15 protein-coding genes are annotated in these 18,353 nt (G+C 61.7%); 8 read left to right on the plus strand and 7 right to left on the minus strand.

All coding sequences use genetic code 11. The features are described from left to right. Positions 1 to 11: 11 nt before the first annotated feature. Complete coding sequence (locus ACWTV3_RS02990; protein WP_498476773.1) at positions 12 to 3,848, plus strand: SCO7613 C-terminal domain-containing membrane protein; 3,837 nt, start codon at positions 12 to 14, stop codon at positions 3,846 to 3,848. 33 nt (positions 3,849 to 3,881) lie between these two features. On the opposite strand, the gene ACWTV3_RS02995 is transcribed toward ACWTV3_RS02990, so the two are convergent. Both ACWTV3_RS02995 and ACWTV3_RS03000 read right to left on the minus strand, forming a co-directional pair. Continuing rightward, a complete protein-coding gene (locus tag ACWTV3_RS02995; RefSeq protein WP_498476774.1) occupies positions 3,882 to 4,529 on the minus strand; it encodes a response regulator transcription factor in 648 nt (215 codons plus the stop codon). A 10-nt stretch (positions 4,530 to 4,539) separates the two neighbouring features. Then, on the minus strand, positions 4,540 to 5,910 hold the full coding sequence (locus ACWTV3_RS03000) for a sensor histidine kinase (protein WP_498476775.1): 1,371 nt from the start codon (positions 5,908 to 5,910) through the stop codon (positions 4,540 to 4,542). A 275-nt stretch (positions 5,911 to 6,185) separates the two neighbouring features. Between ACWTV3_RS03000 and ACWTV3_RS03005 the strand changes: the two genes are divergently transcribed. Then, positions 6,186 to 6,674: a Dps family protein gene (locus tag ACWTV3_RS03005; protein WP_498476776.1), complete on the plus strand. Its 489-nt coding sequence runs from the start codon at positions 6,186 to 6,188 to the stop codon at positions 6,672 to 6,674. 53 nt (positions 6,675 to 6,727) lie between these two features. Here the strand turns inward: ACWTV3_RS03005 and ACWTV3_RS03010 are convergent, their stop codons facing one another. The 3 genes from ACWTV3_RS03010 to ACWTV3_RS03020 form a co-directional block, all read right to left on the minus strand. Further along, complete coding sequence (locus ACWTV3_RS03010; protein ID WP_498476777.1) at positions 6,728 to 8,203, minus strand: amidohydrolase; 1,476 nt, start codon at positions 8,201 to 8,203, stop codon at positions 6,728 to 6,730. A 71-nt stretch (positions 8,204 to 8,274) separates the two neighbouring features. Further along, the gene (locus ACWTV3_RS03015; RefSeq protein ID WP_498476778.1) at positions 8,275 to 9,258 is read right to left on the minus strand and encodes an Fpg/Nei family DNA glycosylase; all 984 of its coding nucleotides are present in this window, start codon (positions 9,256 to 9,258) and stop codon (positions 8,275 to 8,277) included. Continuing rightward, positions 9,258 to 9,746, minus strand: coding sequence for a ribose-5-phosphate isomerase (locus ACWTV3_RS03020; RefSeq protein WP_498476779.1), 489 nt, complete (start codon positions 9,744 to 9,746; stop codon positions 9,258 to 9,260). The genes ACWTV3_RS03015 and ACWTV3_RS03020 overlap by 1 nt, the downstream gene beginning before the upstream one ends. Before the next feature lie 106 nt (positions 9,747 to 9,852). Here ACWTV3_RS03020 and pepN point away from each other — a divergent pair, with 106 nt between their 5' ends. The 3 genes from pepN to ACWTV3_RS03035 all read left to right on the plus strand — a co-directional run bounded on the left by pepN (position 9,853) and on the right by ACWTV3_RS03035 (position 14,008). Beyond that, positions 9,853 to 12,393, plus strand: a complete 2,541-nt coding sequence (pepN, locus tag ACWTV3_RS03025) for an aminopeptidase N (protein ID WP_498476780.1) — start codon at positions 9,853 to 9,855, stop codon at positions 12,391 to 12,393. A 77-nt stretch (positions 12,394 to 12,470) separates the two neighbouring features. Continuing rightward, the gene (locus tag ACWTV3_RS03030) at positions 12,471 to 13,472 is read left to right on the plus strand and encodes a mechanosensitive ion channel family protein (RefSeq protein ID WP_498476781.1); all 1,002 of its coding nucleotides are present in this window, start codon (positions 12,471 to 12,473) and stop codon (positions 13,470 to 13,472) included. Between the two features lie 164 nt (positions 13,473 to 13,636). Next, positions 13,637 to 14,008 carry a globin gene (locus tag ACWTV3_RS03035; RefSeq protein WP_498477931.1) on the plus strand — a complete coding sequence of 124 codons (372 nt, stop codon included), beginning with the start codon at positions 13,637 to 13,639 and terminating at the stop codon, positions 14,006 to 14,008. Between the two features lie 89 nt (positions 14,009 to 14,097). Here ACWTV3_RS03035 and ACWTV3_RS03040 read toward each other — a convergent pair whose 3' ends face one another. Then, positions 14,098 to 15,510, minus strand: coding sequence for an S-layer homology domain-containing protein (locus ACWTV3_RS03040; protein WP_498476782.1), 1,413 nt, complete (start codon positions 15,508 to 15,510; stop codon positions 14,098 to 14,100). Positions 15,511 to 15,804: 294 nt separating this feature from the next. Between ACWTV3_RS03040 and ACWTV3_RS03045 the strand changes: the two genes are divergently transcribed. Both ACWTV3_RS03045 and ACWTV3_RS03050 read left to right on the plus strand, forming a co-directional pair. Further along, a complete protein-coding gene (locus ACWTV3_RS03045) occupies positions 15,805 to 15,951 on the plus strand; it encodes a hypothetical protein (protein WP_498476783.1) in 147 nt (48 codons plus the stop codon). Positions 15,952 to 16,172: 221 nt separating this feature from the next. Next, on the plus strand, positions 16,173 to 16,589 hold the full coding sequence (locus tag ACWTV3_RS03050; protein WP_498476784.1) for a hypothetical protein: 417 nt from the start codon (positions 16,173 to 16,175) through the stop codon (positions 16,587 to 16,589). Between the two features lie 84 nt (positions 16,590 to 16,673). Here ACWTV3_RS03050 and ACWTV3_RS03055 read toward each other — a convergent pair whose 3' ends face one another. Further along, positions 16,674 to 17,390 carry a hypothetical protein gene (locus ACWTV3_RS03055; RefSeq protein ID WP_498476785.1) on the minus strand — a complete coding sequence of 239 codons (717 nt, stop codon included), beginning with the start codon at positions 17,388 to 17,390 and terminating at the stop codon, positions 16,674 to 16,676. Positions 17,391 to 17,475: 85 nt separating this feature from the next. On the opposite strand from ACWTV3_RS03055, the gene ACWTV3_RS03060 reads away from it, so the two are divergent. Further along, positions 17,476 to 17,775, plus strand: coding sequence for a thioredoxin family protein (locus tag ACWTV3_RS03060; protein ID WP_498476786.1), 300 nt, complete (start codon positions 17,476 to 17,478; stop codon positions 17,773 to 17,775). Positions 17,776 to 18,353 lie beyond the last annotated feature (578 nt).

Genomic DNA, 18,353 nt, shown 5'->3' on the forward strand with positions numbered 1-18,353 from the left:
CGTGCTTTGTCATGCTCCCGCCTTCTGCGGTGTGCTCACAATGTGGGCTTGATCTCAATCACCCGGATGCCGCCCTTCTCCGCGAGGAATCACTCGACGTTGCGACTCTGCTCGATGCCCGGCTCGAGCTCATCGGCAAGATCCGTTTCGAGACTGCCGCCGAACGCAAACGCGTTCGCGACGAAATTCGGGATGCCGAGTACGCTGCGCTCGAGGCGGCGACAGCTCACCGTGCGGCCCGATCAGCCGCCGCGTCGGAATCTGACAATCGCACTGTTTCTGCCGCTACGTCCGCCACAGCCACCGCCCCCGCCGCTGCCGCGAACACAGCAATTCCGGGTGCCGCTACCCCGCCAGCTCATGACTCGACAATCTCGACGCCAGCGAACCCTCCCCGCTCCAGCACTGAGGTGGCAGGCAAGCCGCACTCCGGCATCCAAGTTCTCTTGCTTGTTGTTGGAGTCTCGTTGCTTTCTATCGGCGCGATCTTCTTCCTTATCTACGCATTCCTGACATTCGGACTCATCTGGCGCTCGGCAATCATCGCGAGCATCACGATCGCAAGCATCGTGACGGCATCCGCCATGAAACGCCGGGGGCTTGCCGCTACCGGCGAAGCGCTCTCCGCTCTCGCCGTGGTGCTGGTGATTCTCGACATCTATGCGCTGAGGGCCAATGACCTCGTGGTCCTCGGCGACGAGGCAGGGCGACTGTACTGGGGCGGCGCGCTATTGCTTGCCGCTCTCGGATTCATGCTGTGGCATCGAGCAAGTGCGCTCGTGCTCGTCAACGTGGTGGGCTTCGCACTGTTTCCCCTCGCCGCCGCACTCCTCGCGGCCGGACTCGCTGACGAAAGCGACTTCGACACGGCAGCCCTCGCCACGCTCGTAGCTCTCGGGGCCGCCTCGCTCATCCATGTGTTCGCAGCTCACGGCTCTTACACCGCCCACGCCGAGCGCATTATCTCCGTTGTCTACGCTCTCTTCGCCTTCACCGGTGGCCTTATCCTCGCGGCGTTCACCCACACCGTGAGCGGCAACAATGACACCGTCGGGTGGGTCTTCGCACTCGCTGCGCTGGCAGCACTCCACGGCATCGCCGTCTGGGGCCGCGGCAACGCCCTTATGCCCGGCCTGTACAACGTCTTCGCTGCAGTGGCAGGCGTGCTGCTCGGCGCCGCTCTCTGGATCGCGATCACACCGAACGTGGAAGCGGTCGACGGTGCGGTCGAAGGAGCGGATGCGGCCCCATTCCGCCTGTTGCTCGTCGTTGCCGCACTCACGGCCACAGCACTTGCCAGCGAAACTATCGGGAGGCGGCTCACCACCGCTGGCCGACTCGCAACTTTCTGGGCTGCGGTTGGAGTCTGGATTGTCGCCGGTGCTGCCGCGATCATCCCTCTCTTTCAGTCACTCGTCGTCGCGCTGCAATTTACCGGGCAACAAGATCTGCGACGCATCACGCCCGGCAGTGCACCCTTCGACATCGAAAACGGCGGCTGGCCCCAGCTGACATTGTTGATCGTGCCGGCAACGATGGCGATTGTCTGGTGGCTCACCCGCCAGTTGCGCGGCCGCCTGCACAGTGTTCTTGGCAGCGCAGGCATCGCCCTTGCCCTCGCCGCTCCGCTGACAGGCACGCTCCTCAGCGCAGTCATCGCGTGGCTCATTCTCGCGACGGCAGCTCTCGTGTCGATCGCGCGAGATCGACGGCGCAACGGGGCTCGACGCATCCACATCACTATTGCGGCAGGTGGGTTGCTCCCCCTCGTGCTGGCATACAGCTCAGGCTGGTCAAGCCACCACACGTGGGTGCTCGCGAGCGTGGTTACTGCCGCACTACTGGTTGCCGCACGTTCCGTGCTGACCGGCATCGGCGATCGCGCCGCTCTGCTGGGCAGCGCTAGCATCGTGCTGCTCCTGGCAGCAGCCGGAGTGGGCGAACAATTGCAATTCGGCTTCACTGATGGGCAACCGAACCAACTCGAATCGTGGCTCGTGGTCGCAGCCGCAGGCGTGTTGCTACTGGCGCTCTCGTTCTGGAAATCGGCGCCGAAGACGACCGCGGCAGATCGTCTCACGGTGTGGTGGATCGGGCTGGCAGCCACCACTCTGGCTGCCGCAGTGTTGTGGATCGCCACGATTAACGGCGCACCCCGCGACTCAGCACCGCTAGTACTCAACCTGTCGGTCGTGAGTTTCATCATCGCCGCAGCTGCTCTCGTCGTGCTCGCTCTCACCATGACGGGTCGTGTCGGAATCGACCGGCTCGAAGCCCGCTACACGGCAGCCGCTCTCCTTGCACCAGCAACGGTATGGGCACTCGACAGCGCGAGCCGCGCTCTGGGGCTCTCCGACATTGCGATCCAACTGGCACCGGCAACCGCATCCGTTCTCGTCGGCGCGGCCAGCATGGCTCTGCGCGTGCGCGGACTTCACCCGCGGATGCGTCGGGTCAGCGAAATCAGCGCACTCACCGTGGCCGGCATCACCGCCGCCAACGCGATCGTCGAGCCGCGAGCGAGTCACTGGCTCATCGTGCTGCTGGTCGCGATCACGTTACTGCTGGCATCCATTTCTCGCGATGGCATCTTCGGTTCGCCCTCACCACGTCGACACCTCGTGTGGGCCGCGGTTACTTTCGGCACCGCGGCGCTCTGGCTGCGGCTAGACCAGGGTCGTGTCGAGGCGCTTGAGGCCTATGTGCTGCCACTCGCCGCTGTCGTGCTCATCGTGGGTATGTTCACGGCACGCGCAGAACTGCGCCAGTCACGCCTTGTTTCCGCTCCCGCGATTGTGCTCGCCGCACTGCTCATTGCCGTCTTGCCGCTGGGGCTCAACGCCGCATCGGGCAGCGGCCTGCACACGCTCATCATTGCCGGACTCAGCGGAGCGCTGCTGCTCACCGCCTGCTTTGTTGAGCCTCATGAACGACTCGTCGACTTCTGGGGTGTTGCGATCGTCGCCGCCGGCGTCGGACTCGTTGCTACGACCGGAAGTCGCGCGCTCGTGCTGGCGAGCCACAACACCAACCTGCTGCCAGAACTTGACTCGTGGCTGCTCGGCGCCGTTGCAGTGATCGCCCTCGGCAGTTTCGGCCTCGCCTCCACTAGCTTCACTACCGATCCGGCACATTCGCGTTGGGCACCGACGAGCGAGATTTTGCTCGGCACCGCAGTCGTGCTGTTGTTCGCGATAGAAACCCTTGTTCTGCTCGACTCTGGCAGCGTGGAGAGCGCGCTAGACGGCATCCGCATCGTTGGGCTCGTGGTGATCGGCAGCGCGCTCTTGCTCGTGACTGCTCGCCCTTCGGCACGACCACTCACGCACCGCATTAGCTACCTCGCGTTCGGGCTCGCGAGCCTCGTCGGGGCCATCGCTGCGCTCGGAGGACTCATCACTCCGGTTGAGTGGGTCACCGTTCCGCTCGGTGCTGCCGTGCTTCTCCACGGAGTGATTCGCATGGCACGCCACCCCGAACTTCGCAGCTTCTCCGCGCTCACCGCCGGGTTGGTCGTCATTCTGCTGCCCAGCCTGATCGCGACATTCATTGCCACCGACAGCCTCAACACGGTGTGGAGAATCCTTGCTCTCGGCATTGCTTCCATCGTCGCCATCGTGGCCGGTACCTGGCTCAAACTTCAAGCGCCCCTCGTGATCGGCGCCGTTGTCACTCTCATCCATGCGGCGCACACGTTCGCTCCTGCCATCGTGGCGCTGTACCAACTCACCGATTGGTGGCTGTGGGCTGTGGTCGGTGGCGCGATCGTGTTGTTCCTCGGCATAACGCTGGAGCGGCGCATCCGGGATCTCAAGACTCTCAACACAAAGTTCAGCGCCCTTCGCTAGCGAGAAGAAACCACGCTAGCGAGAAAAACGACGCTAGCGCTGCAACCAGGTGAGTACAGCGAGCACCCGGCGGTGGTCGCTGCCCGAATCTTCGAGGTTCAGTTTCTGAAAGATTGAGGTCACGTTCTTCTCGACCGCGCCGATTCCGATCACGAGTTGCTTGGCGATAGCGGCATTGGTGCGCCCCTCGGCGACGAGCGTCATGACCTCGTGCTCGCGCGGCGTAAGCGACATGAGCGGATCCTGACGGCGCCCGACAAGCTGCGCGACAACCTCGCGATCAAGCACCGTGCTGCCCGCCGAAATTCGCTCCACGGCATCCTGCAGTTCAGAAAGCGATGCCACGCGATCCTTCAGCAAATAACCGACGCCACCACGGCCCGACGACAAGAGCTCCTGCGCATAGACAACCTCGACATATTGCGAGAGCAAAAGGATGCCGATCTGGGGCCGGAGTTCACGCAAGCGAATCGCGGCCCGCACTCCCTCATCGCGAAACGTCGGCGGCATGCGCACGTCGAGCACGACAAGCTCGGGCGCGCAGTCATCGAGGTTCGCCAGCAGTTCATCCGCGTCGCCGAATGAGCCGACGACGTCGAAACCCGCTTCGATGAGAACACGCACGAGCCCTTCGCGCAGCAGTACCGAATCATCGGCAACAGCAACGCGCAAAGGGCTCATGCGCTTAAGACTAGAGGTCAACGGGCGCCCGATCTGCACTCGACTTGGGCAGTGGCAGTCGCGCCGTGACCGCAGTCGGCCCGCCCTCAGGGCTCGTGATCTCAAGACGTCCGCCCACACCGCGCACACGCTCTTCGATGCCGGCAAGGCCGTGGTCGGCGAGCACTGCGGCACCGCCCTGGCCGTCATCCGTCACCTGCACAAGCAGCCACGAGCGGTCGTCGCTGAGTTCTGTACCGAGGTGCACTCCGGCGTGACTGGCCTTCGAATGCTTCGCAACATTCGTGAGCAGTTCAGCAACGACGAAGTACGACGCTCGTTCCACTTCGCCGGGCAGCGCCAACGGCGTGGGCAGCTCAGCGGTGAGGGTGGTAGGCACAGCAGCACGCGTCACTACCGACTCGAGGGCAGCGACAAGGCCGCGATCGAGCAAGAGCGGCGGCGCGAAGCCACGAGAGAGAGCACGCAATTCTTCCAAGGCTTCGGCTGATTGCGCTCGCGCTTCGGAGAGCAATTGGCGCGCCTGCTCGGGGTTGGCGTCGAGTTGACGTTCCGCTGCCGCGAGATCCATCTGCAGGCGAACGAGACGCTGCTGCGGTCCATCATGGATGTCGCGCTCAAGGCGACGAAGCGAGTGTCCTTCTGCCGAGAGAGCGGCACCGCGTGACTCTTCGAGGGACTGCACTTCTCGACGCAGCCCATCCGACTTGAACGCAGAGAGCAGAGCGCGGGCCAGCCACCAGTGGGTCAGCACGAGACCGCGAGTGACGAAGGGAAGGGTCGCGATGAAGATGAGGCCCACGACGAAGACGACGATGTTGTCGGCAACTTCGAGGTTCCAGCCTGCGGTGTTGACACCGAACAGGCCGAAGAACCACTCGCCGAGCGACCAGTCGGGGTCGCCCGTCTGCACTTCGCCATCGAGCAACCACGCGAAGATTCCGGTGAGACCGACGCTGAGCCACACCACCGACAGGGTCCACGTGATGAGCGTGAGTACAAAACTCAGGATCACAGTGTGGAGAAGGTAGAGCCAGTAGTGGGCGTTGCCGAGGGTTGCAGAAAGCCAGCCGCCGAACCCCGTGGCAGCACGATCATCCTGCCAGTCCGGTCGTTCGATCTTGTCGCGGCCGGCCCATTCCAGCAGGTTGACGTGAGCGAGCCCGAAACCTCGACCCACATACAAGGCCAAGATCATGACGAAGAACCCGACCAAAAATACGGCGAGCGTACCGACACCGCTGGCGACGAGAGAAATGGCCACGCCAAATCCGGTCGTCGCGAGCGGGAAGCTCAGCATCAGATAGAGCACCTCTTTTGGCGTGGTTCGCCAGAGCTGCCAATACGGGTTTCGGGGTTTCGTCACAGTGTCTGTAGTCATTGTTCTCTCGCTTCAGTCTCGCGCATTAGCGGGGCGGATGTTCGTTGAATACAGATTCTCGAAAACGGCTACAGTGCCCCAGCGTGGATGCACACCAACTGGCGGTGGGGATATCCCCCGTGCTCGAGCTCCGGGCGGCAATGGCGTGCACCTCCGGAGCACTGATCGGAGCACTGATCGGAGCGCCTACGGGCGGGTTAGCGTTGCCTCAGCTTGCTTGTGAAATTTTTGTGGCTGCGTAGCGTTGTATCTGAAGAACAATGAAGGAGCACACAATGACCGAAATTCAAGCAGTTCCGCAGACCTCAGCAGACCCTGATGTCACCTCGGGTGTTGCCCAGTTCCTCGGCCCGGTCGTCACCGACCTCACGGCCCTGTCGATCGACGGCAAGCAGGCTCACTGGCATGTTCGCGGTGTCAACTTCCAGGCAGTACACGAACTTCTCGACATCATCGTCGACCACGCCCGCGAATGGGCTGACACGGCCGCAGAGCGCGTTGTTGCTCTCGGACTCCCTCTCGACGCTCGCACGCAGACCGTTGGCGCTAAGGCAACGACTCCGAGCATGACCGCTGGCTTCCAGCAGTCCGATGAGGTCATCGCGCAGGTTATCGCCGCGATCGATGCCACGCTCGTGACCGTTCGCACCGCCGTTGACGAGCTCGGTGAGCTCGACAAGGTCAGCGAAGACGTTGCGATTGAGATTGCCCGTGGGCTGGAGAAGGACCGCTGGTTCCTCTTCGCTCACCTCGCCACGAAGTAACTTTTCGGGCGGTCGCTTCGCTGGCGACTGGCTGTGGTTGCGACTCGTCGCAGCTACAGCTCGTTGTGAGTGAAGCGGCCATCCAGAATCGTCGCGTCAACCCGCATCGATCGCAGATCATCACCGCTGCAGTCGAGCGGGTTTTTACGTGTCACGACAATGTCAGCGACTTCTCCTACCGCGATGCTTGATTGAACGGATGCCGTCAGCGCTTCTTGCACCGTGATGCACTGCTCTGGATGCCACGGCTCGCGCCCATCGCGGCTGCGGCTCACGGCAGACGCAATCGCCGCCCACGGATCGAGCGGAGCGACCGGAGCATCCGAGCCCATCAGCAACTCAGCACCCGCATCGAGCAGAGCCCGCAGGGCGATGGTGCGGTCGTTGCGCCCAGGCCACAGTGCGTCCGCTACGTCTCGGTCATCCATGGCGTGTTCGGGCTGCACGCTCGCGCCAATACCGAGAGCCGCGAAGCGAGGCAGGTCCGTGGCGGAAAGCAACTGGGCGTGCTCGATGCGGCCACGGCATCCGACAGCTTCGAAAGCGTCGAGGGCAAGAGTATTGGCGTCGTCGCCGATGGCATGAACGGCGGGCGAGAGGCCGGCATCGCTGGCGGTGCGAATCCATTCGACGAGTTCGTCGGTGGGGATGTTGAGCACTCCCCTGTTCTCGGCTTCGCCCGGGTACGACTCGACGCAGTACGCGGTGCGGGTGTTGAGCGAGCCGTCGGTGATGATCTTGAACGGACCGACTTCGAGCAGCGGTGCGAGGCGTTGCCCGGTGGCCAGACCTTCGGAAATGGCGCGTTCCAAGAAGCGCGGGTACACGCCAACGCGCACGCGAAAGAGGTCGAAGCCGTGCAGCATGCGGCGCTGCCAGTTCTCGAACTCCCACGTCATCTCGAGGTCGACAATGCCGACGACGCCGCGGGATGCTGCCTCACGGGCGCTGGTCTGAATCCACCCATCGAGCACTTCGGGCTCGACCCGGCTGAGGGCACTGCCAACCGCGAAGGCTTCTTCTTCGCGCAAAAAGCCGGTGGGGTGATCGTAGAAACCAAAACGTTCGAGCGCGAGGCTGTTAAGCCAACACGCGTGCAGGTCGCCGCTGACAAGAACGACGGCAATGTCAGAGACGGCCGAGTCGAGCAGCGCACGCGTGGGCTGGTCGGGCCACAGGGCATCGCGGAAACCTTGGCCGACGATGATGCCCTCCGACTGCGGCAAAACTGAAGTAGCGAGAGTGACGGCGACTTCAGTGGCTGAGGTCGTGTGGCTGAGGTCGAGGCGCTGCGACTGCTGCGCCCACATGCTCGAGTGCACGTGCTGATCCCAGAGGCCGGGCATAATCCAGCGGCCGTCGAGATCGACAGTCTCGTGCTCGGCAGAGTCGCGGTCTGCAGCAGTGTCGCCCGCGGCATCCGCAGTATGCCGGTGGGGCTCGATAGCGGAGATGCGCCCCTCGGTGAGGGTGACATCGACCAGGGCGGTGGCATCGTCGCCGACGATGCGCGCGTTAGTCAGTTTCACTCGGTAAAGCCCTTGTCATTTCTGCGGCCAGTTCTGAGCTAGCGTACGCGCAGTTAGCGCGGTGACGCACGTTAGCTGCCTAGTGGCGCTTGGCAGCTCGGGCACCAATACAGCTTGCGGGCCGAGGCGAGTTCCATCGCGATGTTGGTGCCACACACGCGGCACGGCAGCCCCTCGCGGTGATAGACCCAGTGACGGTCATCCCGGCTCGCGAGCGCGGCCGTGTAGTCGGCGCCGGTGAGGCCATCCATCGTCATCATCTGGCCGGTACGCACACCAATTTCAAGCAGGTGCGCCCAGTCGCGCCAGAGTTCGCGCAGCAGTTCTTCGGGGATGAGCTTGCCCGGCGTGTGCGGGTCGAGGCGGGCGCGGAACAGAATCTCGGCGCGGTAGACGTTGCCGATTCCGCTGACGATCGACTGATCCATGAGCTGGATGCCGATAGCCGTCTGCTTCTTGCGCACGGTAGCGACGAAACGTTCTTCGGCCTCGCCATTGTCATCGACGAGCGGATCGGGCCCGAGCTTGTTGAGCGCGACCTGCACCTCATCGGGAGTGAGCACTTCGCACGCGGTGGGCCCGCGCAGGTCGGCACACGTCGTCTCGGTGAGCAGGCGAACACGCACGGCACCGATGGGCTCGGGCGGGAAATCAGAAACGGTGTCGCTGGCTTTCTCTTGCTCCGACATCCGTAAGCGAGTGCGTCGCGGGGCGCCGATGCTCGCGAGCGAGTCTTCGTGCTCCCCCACAACCGTCCCGTGCTGGTTGGTCTGCCCCATGCGACCGGCGGCGGATGCCGTCGTCGCGTCGGCGGTGAAGTTGCCCGCGAAGTCCCAGGCTCCGTAGAGCCCGAGGTGCACGCGCAACCAGCGGTCGTGCTCGAATTCGAGGAACATCTGCTTGCCCACGGCTTTGGCGCTGAGCATCCGAAGTCCATCGATGCGTTCGGCTCCCGCGGCAAAGCGGCCTTGCGGAGACGACACTGCGACGGTTTTGCCGACGAAGTGCAGCGCGAACTGACGCGCGATGCGATGTACGGAATGCCCCTCAGGCATTAGAGAGCGAAGGGGTGCGCTGCGATGGCGCCGGTGGTTTCGTATTCGGCGAGCTGCGCGATGCGGCGAGAGTGGCGCTCATCGCCCGAGAAGGGCTCCGCGATAAAGAGGTCGATGAAGCGGGTGGCTTCGTCGACGGTGTGCTGGCGGGCGCCGATGGAGATGACGTTGGCGTCGTTGTGCTGGCGAGCGAGCGCGGCGGTCGAGTCGTTCCAGACCAGAGCGGCGCGGATGCCCGTGACCTTGTTCGCGGCCATCTGCTCGCCGTTGCCTGAGCCACCGAAGACGACGCCGAGCGCCTCGATACCAGCGGTCTGATCTGCCGCTACCGCGCGCGCTGCGGCGATGCAGAACCCGGGGTAATCGTCGAGAGCGTCGTAGGCAACGGGGCCGTGATCGATAACTTGGTGGCCCGCCGCGGTGAGGTGCTCCTGCAGAGTGGCACTGAACTCGAGGCCGGCGTGATCGGTGGCGATGTGGATGCGCATTCCTCCAGTCTAGGGTCGCGAGCATCCACCAGTGCCTACTTTGAGGGACCGCGGCATAAGGTAGATAGGTGCGGTCACAAACCGCCCCAACACGAAGGAGTTGTACGTGCCCGGAGAGAACCTCACCCGAATTGAAGCGCAAGAACGTAAAGCGATTGTCAACGTTGACAGCTATGAGATTGCGCTTGACCTCACTACGGGTCCTGAGACGTTTAAGTGCAGCACGACTGTTCGCTTTACTGCCACTGCTGGCGCATCCACGTTCATTGATTCGATCACCCGCACGGTTGATTCGGTCACGCTCAACGGCACCGCTCTTGATGTTGCTGCCGTGAACGATGGTGTGCGCATCCAGCTCGACAACCTTGCTGAGAACAACGTTCTTGAGGTTGTGGCGGATGCCGAATACACCAACACCGGTGAGGGTCTGCACCGCTTCGTCGACCCCGTTGACGACGAGGTGTACCTCTACTCGCAGTTCGAGGTGCCCGATTCGCGTCGCGTCTTCGCTGTGTTCGAGCAGCCTGACCTCAAGGCCACGTTCCAGTTCACGGTGACGGCACCGGCACGCTGGGCGCTGATCAGCAACTCCCCCACGCCCACACCGGTAGTGGATGGCGAGAATGCTACGTGGGAGTTCCCGCCCACACAAATCATGTCGAGCTACATCACCGCGATCGTGGCGGGCCCGTATGCCGAGGTTCGCGACGAGCTCACCTCGAGCGACGGCCGCGTCATCCCGCTCGGTATCTTCACGCGTGCCTCGCTGAGCGAGTACCTCGATGCTGACTACATTTTCGAGAAGACCAAGCAGGGCTTCGAGTACTTCGAAAAGCACTTCCAGTACCCCTACCCCTTCGAGAAGTACGACCAGATGTTCGTGCCCGAGTTCAACGCGGGTGCCATGGAAAACGCAGGCGCTGTCACGTTCACCGAGACCTACGTATTCCGTTCGAAGGTGACCGACGCCATCAAGGAACGTCGCGTTGTCACGATCCTGCACGAGCTGGCTCACATGTGGTTCGGCGACCTCGTCACTATGAAGTGGTGGAACGACCTGTGGCTCAACGAGTCGTTCGCCGAGTGGGCATCAACTATCGCTACTGCGGAAGCAACCGAGTGGACCGAAGCGTGGACCACGTTCGCGGCCATGGAGAAGAGCTGGGCCTACAAGCAGGACCAGCTTCCGTCGACGCACCCCGTCTACGCCTCGATCAATGACCTCGATGATGTTCTCGTCAACTTCGACGGCATCACCTATGCCAAGGGTGGCTCGATTCTCAAGCAGCTCGTTGCCTGGGTTGGCCTCGAAGCGTTCATGGCCGGCGTTGCCGCGTACTTCAAGAAGCACGCCTTCGGCAACACTGAGCTCAAGGATCTGCTGGTCGAGCTGGAGAAGACCAGTGGCCGCGAGCTCATGGAGTGGAGCAAGCTTTGGCTTGAGACCGCTGGTGTAAACACGCTGCGCCCGGATGTCATGACTGCCGAAGACGGAACCGTCGAAAGCTTCTCGATCGTTCAGACCGCCACCGAGGACTACCCCACGATTCGCCCGCACCGCCTGGCGATCGGTTACTACTCGCTTCAGGACGACAAGCTCGTTCGTCACCACCGCATCGAGATCGATGTTGTGGGCGAGCGCACCGAGGTTCCCGAGCTCGTCGGCACGACGCGCCCCGACCTCATCCTGATCAACGATGACGACCTTGCGTACGCGAAGATCCGTCTCGATGACTCGTCGCTTGCTGTCGCGATGAAGCACCTCTCCGACATCACCGACCCGCTGGCTCGCGCCATCGTGTGGGGTGCCGCGTGGGATGCTGCTCGTGATGCTGAGACTCCGGCCAGCGACTATGTCGCCCTGGTTCTCGGCAACATTGCGTCGGAGACCGAGTCGACCACCATCCGCACCACGCTCGCGCAGCTGGTTTTGGTTGCGAAGCAGTACGTTGCTCCCGAGCGTCGTGCCGCCACGATCGAGAAGATCGGCGACACGCTCTGGGGTCTCGCTCAGAGTGCTGAAGCGGGATCGGATGCTCAGTTCCAGTTCGTGAAGTACTTCGCGAATGTGGCATCGACCGAACAGCACGTGACGGTGCTGCGCGCTCTGCTCAGCGGTTCGACCACGCTTGAAGGTCTCGAGATTGACACTGACCTGAGCTGGGAGCTTCTGGAGGGCCTCGTGCTCAACGGTGCTGCCGGTGATGCTGAAGTGGATGAGGCTCTCGCCAAGGACAAGACGGCGAACGGCCAGCAGGCTGCGGCCCGCGCTCGCGCCACGATCACCACGGAGGCGGGCAAACAGGCCGCCTTCGATTCGCTCGTGAAGAGCGACAAGGCTCCGAACGCGATCGTGCGCAACGTGACCATGGGCTACACCCACGTGAACGACCCCGCAGTGCTGGAAGCTTTTGTGGCTCCGTACTTTGACGCGATCAACGATGTGTGGAAGAACCGCAGCTACGCGATTGCCGAGACGGTCATCCGTGGCCTCTACCCGGCACCGTTGGCTAACCAGGAACTCGTGGATGCCACGAACGCCTGGCTCGAGGCGAACCCCGATGTTCCGGCCCTGCGCCGCATCATCGTGGAAAACCTTGCGGGTGTTGAGCGTGCGCTGATCGTTCAAGCTCGCGACAACTCCTAACCCCTCTCAGCCGCCTCATGGCGGGCATGCTGGGGCCTAGCGGTGACTACACAGAAGTCACTCGCTAGGCTCCGAGCATGGAAGATTTCACCTTGGGCGGCTTGCGCGACAGCCTTGCGGCCTTTTTCGCAGAGTGGCCGGTCGTTGAGACGATCGTGAAGGGTGTCGCCATCATCGTGGTGGCATGGTTTGTGCGCCTGGCTTTACTCTTCATCATTAAGCGCGTCGTCGACCGCGTAGTGAACGGCGTGAAGCACAAAGAGAACATTCACGACACGCAAGTTCTGCTGACTTCCCCTCTTGCCGCTGTGCGCGTTGTTCAACGTACCCGCACTCTCGGCGGCGTTCTCTCCAGCCTCGTCACCGTTGCAATCGTCATCGTCGTGCTGCTGTTGCTCTTCGATCTCTTCGCGCCGAATGCCACGGGCGCCTTCGCGCTCATCACCGCCGCCACCGGTGCTGGTCTGGGTTTCGGTGCCCAAAACGTCGTTAAGGACGTACTCAACGGTCTCTTTATGGTGGCCGAGGATCAGTTGGGCGTGGGCGACATTGTTGACCTCGGGCCGGCTGTTGGCGTTGTGGAGTCGGTCGACATCCGCACCACTCAGGTGCGCGATGTCAACGGAACCCTCTGGTTTGTGCGCAACGGCGAGATCACCAGGGTGGGCAATATGTCGCAGGGCTGGGCCCGCGTGATCATCGATCTTGCTGTGCCCTATGACTCTGATGTGGATGCCGTGCAGGAGCGCATCCTGAAGACCGCCGTGGATCTCTACAAGACCCCCAAGTGGAGGACCCGCATCTTGGAGGTGCCCGAGATTTGGGGCATCGAATCTATTTCGGATGAAGCCGTGGTCGTTCGTCTCGTAGTGAAGACGGCATCCGCGACTAAGGATGATGTTGCTCGCGAGCTGCGGGCCCGTTTGAAGAAGGATTTGGATGAGGCGGGTGTCAAACTTCCCGCATTGAACTCGATCGTGTTGAGTGGCTTTGAGGGTGCTGCGAGTGTGCGCGGTGCACGACCGCCCCGCACGCGCCCGGTGCCCGTGAACTTTGGCGAGGAGAAGCCCAAGAAATGACCGAAGCTGAGAACGTGGCGGGCTCTGAGAGCGCGACCGGGCCCGAGGGCGTAGCCGGCGCCGAGAACGTGGCCGAGACTGCGAACGCGGCCGAGCCCGCGAAGCGCCCCAAGATTCGCATCATTGCGAAGCCGGCGGTGACTCCGGATGCTCCGGCCGATTCGATGTGGGAACTCATCGGCGGCCGCCCCACGTTCGAAAAGCTCGTGCGCGAGTTCTATGTTGGCGTGGCTACCGACGAGGTGCTGCTGCCGATGTACCCGGAGCAGCCCGACCTCGAGGGTGCGATCCAGCGCCTCACGGGTTTCTTGGAACAGTATTGGGGCGGCCCGAACACGTACAGCCAGGAACGCGGACACCCCCGCCTGCGCATGCGTCATATGCCCTTCAAGGTGAACCCGGATGCTCGCGACCGCTGGTTGCACCACATGCGCAACGCCCTAGACACACTCGAACTACCGCCGCTCTACGACGCCGAAATCTGGGCGTATCTCGACCGCGCCGCGCACGCCATGGTCAACACCTTTGAGGATTGAGTACTAGCTGGGTTGTCAGCACCGAGGCGCCTAGCGACACCTACGGTGGGTTTACGTGGTCGTCGTGGGCTCTACCGCCGATTTCCGCGCTAGGGCGCCCCCGGAAGCGACACGCAGGCAGTTCCATCGTTATCGCCATCCAACTTCGCGATGTCACCGTAGTAGGGGTAATAGGTTTCATACCAAGCCTGTGCTGAACTCCACGTTGTGAAGTCGCTGCAATTTTTGGTGTCGCCGGGGCTCCCCGGGCCCTCGAATACCTGTGTATCGAAGGAATCGTTGAAACGATAGAGGAATGCAGCCATCGCTTGTCGTGACACCGTCTTGCTCCATTTGAAAGTTCCATCGGAGTATCCCGTTGTGATCCCTGTCGAGGCGAGCCAAGAAATCTCTTTGTAGTACTGGTGGGATGTACTCACGTCGCTAAACACTGACTCGGCTGGCGGTGTGTACGCGGGCGATCCGGCGAAACGATAGAGGAATGCAGCCATCGCCTGTCGTGACACCGTCTTGCTCCATTTGAAAGTTCCATCCGAGTAGCCCTTGGTGATGCCGGTTGAGGCTAACCAAGCGATCTCTTCGTAGTACTGGTGGGAGGCTTTGACGTCGCTGAAAGTCGGGCGGAGTGGTGCGTTGTACACGGGAATTTCGGCGAACCGGTAGAGGAATGCGGCCATTGCTTGACGCGATACAGACTTGCTCCACTTGAACGTGCCGTCAGAATAGCCGGTCGTGATGCCGGTTGAGGCGAGCCAAGAGATTTCATCGAAGTACTGGTGGGAAGCGGGCACGTCGCTGAACGTTGGATCAGTGACAGCTGCGGGTGCGCCTTCCCCGCCCGAAGTCGTTCCGGTAGCAGTGGGTGAGTTCACAGCTGCTCGGGCCGGCAACGTCAATGCCGGATCCTTGCAGTTTTCGACGAGCTGTGTCTGCAGGACCACTTTCTCGGCGGCGTCGATGCTGAGGCTCCACCGATACTTGGTCAGCATCCAGCTCTCGAGATAGCGACAGGTCGCCGAGGTTGCGGATGGCAGCCAACCAGCGACATCGCGGGCCCCTTTGGACTGGTTGACGTTATCCGTAACTGCTTCGAGGGCAGGCTCAAACGTGAGGTCATTTGCGTACGCTTTGCGTTGTTCATCGGTCCAGGCCCACGCTCCGGATTGCCATGCTTCTTGAAGCGGAACCATGTGGTCGATGTCAACATCGGACGCCTCGGTCCACACTTCGTCGTCGTACCAAGATTCCCACCGCCCAGTGGCGACCGTGCATCCAGAGGAGTAGGTCACCGCAATCGTTGACTCTGCTTTGAGCACTTCGGCACGAGTGTCACACCCATCGCCATCCGCATCTATCCAGTGTTCGAAATCGTCGCGGTCGTATGGACTCGTGTCTTCTGCAGTCACAGAAATTCCGGCGAGCACCACGGAGGCTTTCGTGCCCTCAGCCAGCGCAGCGGTCGGCACCGCGACGATCAAGCTTGCAACAAAACTGACTGACACTAGCGCCGCACACGAGCGTGACAAGACCATCGAAATCCCCCTGAAAATCCCCTGGCGTCTTCTGGAACGATCGCATCGAACAACCAGCATCGAATATGTCCACATCATATGCTTTTGATCAATCCAAACGTTAGGCACCACACGTTGGTTTCTCGACTATTCTGGCGGTGAGCCCACCCCAAAAGGAGTGACGCGGCTGGAGCCGACTCAGTTCGTCAACACGTTGTGCAGCCGCCCATTCTCATGAAGAGAGGCCTCGCAAATCGCCGACGATGAGAACCAACAAAGCCGGCGGTGGTTCCGGATGCTATTGCCAATTCGACGAGCTCACCCCAGCGCAGCCATCTGAACGCCCTCGAATTGCCGCCGCTCTACGACGCCGAAATCTGGGCGCACCTCGACCGTGCCGCGCACGCCATGGTCAACACGTTTGAGGATTAGTTTGAAATAATTGGTCTACATTCGCCTTTTTGGGTTCCTTGAGCACGTTGACTTTCCCTAAACTGGCGCCGGATAACGAGCCTCAGCACCCCGGCACAGTCGCCGCACGTTTCGACTGACTGCGGTTGTTGAGGTCTCTTTGCGTGAGGTGTCATTCCGTTAGTGCCGAGAGGTTATCCGCCTTCGACGTTCGGAATGACTACGACAAAGGGATACGTATTGTGAAGAGCATCACAGCATTGTTTTTTGCCAGCGCACTAGCTCTGACCTTGGCTGCGTGCAGCAGTGGTGAAAGTACCTCCGCTGAAGATACAACGGGTTACACGGTTGATGTCGAGGAATTGGATGTCACGGCCTTCCCCGAGGACTACCCGCTGATCCCAGCGGATGATTTCGCTGCGGCGTTCGAGGAGCTGAAGGCGGCAAACCTCAGCGGAGACGCCACGAGCTATCAGGATGTTGCCGACATGTTCGGTGTTGACGGCGCGTACTACGTGAACAATGACTACGACGCCGGCGGGGTCATCTTCGAATACCACGGTTGGTATGCCGACAACGACACCAACGTTGTCGTCACTTTTGAGGTCAGCGGCGACGACCTCGACGTGTATGCCTACACCGGAAACGGCATCAGCTAGGCGCAGCCGCGTTCTGCTCCGCTAACTTTGCACCGTCGCGCACGATGGGGTTTTCTCGACATCCCCACCGTGCGCGATGTGCATTTAACGTTCCTTGAGGAATTTGAAATGTGCTGCCGCGTGTTCGGTCTGTGACTGCTTCGGGTGATGCTTCTTGCCCGCCAGAAGCGCGCGATCGAAGCACTCCATGTACTCCTCCGTGGCGCCGACACTCACGATTTGGCGGACCTCGGGAAAGTAAATTTCTCCAGGGCTCACGTGGAAATATTTCTTGTTGGGTTCTAGTGATCGGATCCCATCGGCAGTGACGGCGAAGTAAGGCTCCACGCGTTCCCACACCGGTGCGTCGCTCACATCCCAGACATGCGCGTCAAAGCCAACGATTAGGCCCTCGGGGCTGATGACAATGGTTTGACCCTTAGCACCGCTGGGAAGCATGAGGTGCCCGGTCTTCTTGGTCAGGGCAACATCCACGATGACCCGCGAAGGCACCTCTGGGGCGCGTTCGGCCCCCAGCCGCGTCGCGATGTCGCTGGGCTTTCGCGGCTCAATCGACGCAATGACGTCGGCTACGGCATCGGCGACCTTGTGTCGAGTTATCGTGCGCTCAGGCGAAAGCACCACGAACACCGGTGGGAGTTTCTCTCGGTACACGCAAAAGCAGGCGAGCGAACGAAACGGTTTGATCAGACCCTGTGTCTGCTCGGTAGGGTCCTCGCCCTGCGCATCCGCATCGGGCATGAGCCGAAAGGTGACCCCCGCACGCCGAAGCGTCTCGATAGCGGGGCTAGTGATGGCCATGACGCCCACTATATTGGTCGCGCGCGCTGTGACGCCCGCGTCACCGCTTCAGCTTCACCTGAACTTCAGGGGTTACCGTGAGGGTATGGAGATCACGCTGCAATACTTCGAGGGCTGCCCCAACTGGAAGGTTGCCGATCAGCACATCACCGAGCTCGTGCAAGAGTTCCCGCAGATCACGGTGTCGCGACACCTGGTCGACACGGTCGAAGAAGCTGAGCGCGTAGGGTTCCGCGGGTCACCGAGCATCCTCTTCAATGGCGTGGATCCCTTTGCCCAGCCGGATGCCCCGGTCGGGCTTGCCTGCCGCCGCTATGTCACCCCGGATGGCTTTGCCGGCGCACCCACTGTCGATCAGCTGCGAGACAAGCTGCGGGGCTTGTAGCCCGAGATAGGTTCGAGAATCTCGTGCGCGAATTCTACTTAGGCGTCGCAGCGGATGAGGCACTCCTGCCGATGTACCCGGACGAGCCCGACCTTGAGCTGTGCCACTCAGCGCCTAACCGGTTTTCTGCAGCATTACTGGGGCACATTTGAAGCGCTACTGAGCCGTTACATAGAACGGGAATCCGCTCGAACCTCTGGCTTCTAAAGAGGGAATTACTCAGTGCGGGGGCGCCGTTGTGTCACGGTTGACGCCATCAGGCATGTATCGCGATTGGTCGCGAGAATTGTGCCCGCCCTAAATCAACAGATTAACAGCACACGCTTGATAGGCAGCAGCCCAGACTGGAATTAATTTGTCTCAGGAAATAACGCTGTAGGTTCGTGGCAACCGACTGCGAGGCCTGATTTTGCAGGCGCGGCGCCCGATCCAGACGGTTTGAAATGCGCGGAATTTTGTCTCAAACCATTGCCATCAACGGTTTCGCGACCGAGCGAGATTGACCACCTCGGTGAGCACCAGCCGTGCGTGCTCGTGAGGTCGCTCCGCGGACCCACGCGACTTGGACTCGATCGGGC

This window comes from Salinibacterium sp. AL4.1, assembly GCF_059767305.1.

Excerpts from the sequence above, each read along its gene's own strand:
- ACWTV3_RS02990 (WP_498476773.1), top strand. The coding sequence starts at position 12 with ATGCTCCCGCCTTCTGCGGTGTGCTCACAATGTGGGCTTGATCTCAAT.
- ACWTV3_RS02995 (WP_498476774.1), bottom strand. The coding sequence starts at position 4,529 with ATGAGCCCTTTGCGCGTTGCTGTTGCCGATGATTCGGTACTGCTGCGC.
- ACWTV3_RS03000 (WP_498476775.1), bottom strand. The coding sequence starts at position 5,910 with ATGACTACAGACACTGTGACGAAACCCCGAAACCCGTATTGGCAGCTC.
- ACWTV3_RS03005 (WP_498476776.1), top strand. The coding sequence starts at position 6,186 with ATGACCGAAATTCAAGCAGTTCCGCAGACCTCAGCAGACCCTGATGTC.
- ACWTV3_RS03015 (WP_498476778.1), bottom strand. The coding sequence starts at position 9,258 with ATGCCTGAGGGGCATTCCGTACATCGCATCGCGCGTCAGTTCGCGCTG.
- ACWTV3_RS03020 (WP_498476779.1), bottom strand. The coding sequence starts at position 9,746 with ATGCGCATCCACATCGCCACCGATCACGCCGGCCTCGAGTTCAGTGCC.
- ACWTV3_RS03030 (WP_498476781.1), top strand. The coding sequence starts at position 12,471 with ATGGAAGATTTCACCTTGGGCGGCTTGCGCGACAGCCTTGCGGCCTTT.
- ACWTV3_RS03035 (WP_498477931.1), top strand. The coding sequence starts at position 13,637 with ATGTGGGAACTCATCGGCGGCCGCCCCACGTTCGAAAAGCTCGTGCGC.
- ACWTV3_RS03055 (WP_498476785.1), bottom strand. The coding sequence starts at position 17,390 with ATGGCCATCACTAGCCCCGCTATCGAGACGCTTCGGCGTGCGGGGGTC.
- ACWTV3_RS03060 (WP_498476786.1), top strand. The coding sequence starts at position 17,476 with ATGGAGATCACGCTGCAATACTTCGAGGGCTGCCCCAACTGGAAGGTT.